Source organism: Candidatus Korarchaeota archaeon NZ13-K (assembly GCA_003344655.1).
In the GTDB taxonomy this organism is placed as follows: domain Archaea; phylum Korarchaeota; class Korarchaeia; order Korarchaeales; family Korarchaeaceae; genus Korarchaeum.
Map to the genome: position 1 here is coordinate 1 of MAIU01000103.1, position 3,547 is coordinate 3,547.

At 58.9% G+C, this 3,547-nt stretch carries 3 protein-coding genes; 1 reads left to right on the forward strand and 2 read right to left on the reverse strand.

What is annotated here, in order from left to right:
- Positions 1-402 precede the first annotated feature (402 nt).
- Positions 403-906, reverse strand: coding sequence for a methyltransferase domain-containing protein (locus BA066_07285; protein RDD52889.1), 504 nt, complete (start codon positions 904-906; stop codon positions 403-405).
- Between the two features lie 59 nt (positions 907-965).
- Positions 966-1,715 (reverse strand): ribosomal RNA small subunit methyltransferase A, encoded by a 750-nt coding sequence (gene rsmA / locus BA066_07290; protein ID RDD52890.1) that lies wholly within the window; start codon positions 1,713-1,715, stop codon positions 966-968.
- A 61-nt stretch (positions 1,716-1,776) separates the two neighbouring features.
- Between rsmA and BA066_07295 the strand changes: the two genes are divergently transcribed.
- A partial coding sequence (locus BA066_07295) for an RNA-splicing ligase RtcB (protein RDD52891.1) occupies positions 1,777-3,547 on the forward strand: 1,771 nt, incomplete at its 3' end.

A 3,547-nucleotide genomic window follows, 5' to 3' on the forward strand; every position in this document is an offset into this window, starting at 1 on the left:
CAATTAACCTGTGATAAAAATTTTTAAATTTTCTGAGCTCGCATCTGATAACTTCCAGCGACTTCTGGTGAGTTGAGCCCTTGGCTCCATCGACCCCCCATAACCGAGTTCACGCGTGAGGGGCACTTGTTGGATGGTTTAGGCGAGCTCGAGAAGATCCCTCAAACACGATGCTCCCCGTGAAAAAGTTAATAGGAGCCATCTCCTCAGGAGGAGGGTGACCTGATGACCGAATGCTCCGTTGAGGGCTGCGGCGAGGAGGCCGCTAAGGAGGTGGATAGGTCCTATCTGCCCATTATACAATCGCTCAAGCTGAGGCTGAAGGGAGAGATCGGGAGGAGAATACCGCTCTGCAAGAAGCACTACAGGATGGTGAAGCAGGCCAGGGAGTCCCGTTTCTGATCAATCCTTCCGCACCATGACGACCATTAACTCGTGAAATGAGAGCTTTTTCCTCCCAATTATCTTGGCGCTCAGGTTCAGGGCCCTGGCCCTCTTAATCGTGAGTATCGGATCGTTGAAGTCCGCGTGGAGCAGGAGTGCTGCTCCCCCGTCCCTCAGAAGCCTGGGCAGGTCGATGAGGAGGGAATCTATCAGCTCCCTCCCTAGCTCCCCACCGGACCACTGCTCCGACTCACCCCTCAGCGGCAGGTAGGGCGGGTTGAAGGCCACGATGTCGAAGGAGAGATCCCTGAAGTGCCTCGCCAAGTCCCCCTGAACCACCTCCACATATACCCCGTTGAGGGCGGAGTTCCTCCTGGCCAGCAGGCAGGAGTCCATGGAAACGTCGGAGGCGACCGTCAGGCAACCGCGCCTGGCCATGTCTATCGCTAGGATACCGGTCCCGGTTCCCAGGTCCAGGCAGGTCTTACCCCTCACCTCGATCGATCTCAGGGCTTCAAGCATGAGTAGGCTGTCCTCCGCCGGCCAGTAAACTCCCTCGGACCTCAGCAGCCTAAGGCCCGCTATCTCCCAAGCTCCTCCCCCAGCCAGGCTATCACCTCCCTCACCTGCTCCGGCGTGAGGTGGTAGGGCCTCAAGTCATGGTGAGGGGATGATAGGGCCCTCTCACCCACAAAGGGTCTCAGAACGTTCTTGAGCTCCCTCTTCCTCCTGGAGAATATCAGCCTGCAGTACCTAAGTATCTGATCCCTGAGCTCGTCCTCCCTCGGCTCGATGACCAGGATCGCGGACTCCACGGCGGGCGGGGGACTGAAGGCGCCCCTCCCAACCGTCGCGACCAGCCTCACATTTAGGAGGAGTGAGGCTATAACGGAGAGGCTCCCGTACCTCTCCGTACCCGGCTTCGCGACTAACCTCTCCGCGAACTCCCTTTGGAACGTGACGACTGCCCTCCTGAACCTGCTCCTGGCCAGCCCCAATACCAGCTGGGAGGAGAGGTAGTATGGGGGATTGGAGGCTATCTTGTCGGTTCTAATCGGGAGGAAGTTCCTTATGTCCCCCCTTATCACCTCAACGTTCCCCTTACCCCTGAACCTGGACCTCAGGACCTCAACGAGCCTGGCATCCCTCTCCACGAGGATGAGCTTCTTAGGCCCCCTGAGGAGTATCTCCTCGCTCAGGTTCCCGGTCCCGGCTCCTAGCTCCACCACCTCATCGTATCCGCTGACCTCCAGTAGATCGGCCATCGTACGGAGCCACTTCCTGGAGACCATCATATGCTGCCCCAGCCTGGCCCTCATCCGACTTCCCATTCCTTCTCACCCTGATGTCAAGATTAAAATAGGCTCCAGCCATGACCGCGAGGTGCCGAACATGGAGGCCGTCCTGAGGAAGCTAGATGAAGTGAGGTGGGAGCTACCGAAGAGCTACAAACCCGGAATGAGGGTACCTGGTCTCGTCTTCGCAACTGAGAAGCTCGTGAAGCAGATAGAGGCGAGGGCCCTGGAGCAGCTGGCCAACGTGGCGATGCTCCCCGGGATATACAAGTACTCCATAGCCATGCCGGACATACACGAGGGTTACGGCTTCCCCATAGGGGGCGTAGCGGCCTTCGATGCTCATGAGGGCATAGTAAGCCCAGGGGGTGTGGGGTACGACATAAATTGCCTCTCCCCCGACTCTGAGGTCCTGACGGAGCACGGCTTCAGGATGAGGATATCTGATCTCCCCAGGAGGCCCCAGGGACTCAGGGTCTACGACGTTGAGGAGGGCCACAACGATCACTCGGACTTGCTCTTCGTCGCGGTGAGAGATGCCGAGGGGGAGGCGATCAGGCTGATCACGGAGACCGGACGATCGCTAGAGGGAAGCGAGGATCATCCCATCATGACCCCGGATGGCTACAGACCCATGGGTGAGCTCAGGGAGGGAGACGCGATCCTGGTCTACCCCTTCGATGGCGTCGAGTACGAGGAGAGGGAGGGCCCGCTCTTGGAGGAGGACTCGCTCGAGGACCCGGTCATGAGGAGCCAGCTGAGGGAGAGGGGCCTCATCCCCCTCAGATGGGAGGATCCGAGGCTCGGGATACTGGCAAGGCTGCTCGGCTTCGCCATGGGGAGCGGTCGCCTTGGGGAGGTCTCCGGAAGGATCAGCTTATGCTTCCATGGCTCTGAGGAGACGCTGAGGGAGGTGATGAGGGACCTTGAGAGGCTTGGGATCGGTGAGGGCCTTCTCATCAGGAGGGACGATCGAGAGCTCAGGGTGGAAGGGGCCCTCGCACTCCTCATGAAGGAGCTCGGGATGCCCAGCGGGGAGAAACTCGGGATCCCAGAGTGGATAAAGAGGGCGCCTCTCTGGGTGAAGAGGAACTTCCTCGCCGGCCTCTTCGGGGCTGAGGGCGGTCCCGTCATCTTCGAGGGGCGCGAACCCCTCCCGATAAACCTGACCCGAATTGAGAGGATGGAACTCGAGGATGGGCTCTTTAAGTACCTGAGGGAGATAGCTGAGCTCTTGAAGGACTTCGGTATTCATGCCACCATCCAAAGGCTCAGGAAGGATGAAGAGAGAGTGGCTTACGAGCTCTCGATAGTGGATGAGGAAAGCATAAGGACCTTCCTTGGGAGGATAGGGTACGAGTACGATCTCAGGAAGAGGGAGGTTGGCCTCTGGGCCCACGCGTACCTCGTCAGGAAGGATGCCTGGCGCGCGAGGAGCCGATCTGAGAACTCACTCCAGGGACCTGAAGCCAAAGAGTCCAAGCTGAGCTTCCCCACTTTCGAAGAGTTCGTCTCGTCCTGCTGCCTAAGGGGTGGGGTGGTGATCGAGAGGGTGGAGAGAGTTGAGAGAGTGATGCCTTCCTACAAGGAGTTCTACGACGTCGGTGTAGAACACAGAGCCCATAACTTCATAGCTAACGGGATAGTGGTGCACAACTGCGGCGTCAGGCTGATAAGGACTGATCTGGATGAGAAGGACGTCAGACCGAGGTTGAAGCAGCTTGTAGACGCCCTGTTCGAGAACGTCCCATCAGGGCTGGGGAGCAGCGGTAAGGTCAGGCTGAGCCCAGGGCAGTTGGATGAAGTCATAGTGATGGGGGCCAGGTGGGCGGTGGAGCAGGGCTACGGCTGGGAGAGGGACCTGGATC

Bases quoted from the DNA above. Each gene is read 5' to 3' on its own strand.
- rsmA (RDD52890.1), bottom strand. From the start codon at position 1,715: ATGGGAAGTCGGATGAGGGCCAGGCTGGGGCAGCATATGATGGTCTCC.
- BA066_07285 (RDD52889.1), bottom strand. From the start codon at position 906: ATGCTTGAAGCCCTGAGATCGATCGAGGTGAGGGGTAAGACCTGCCTG.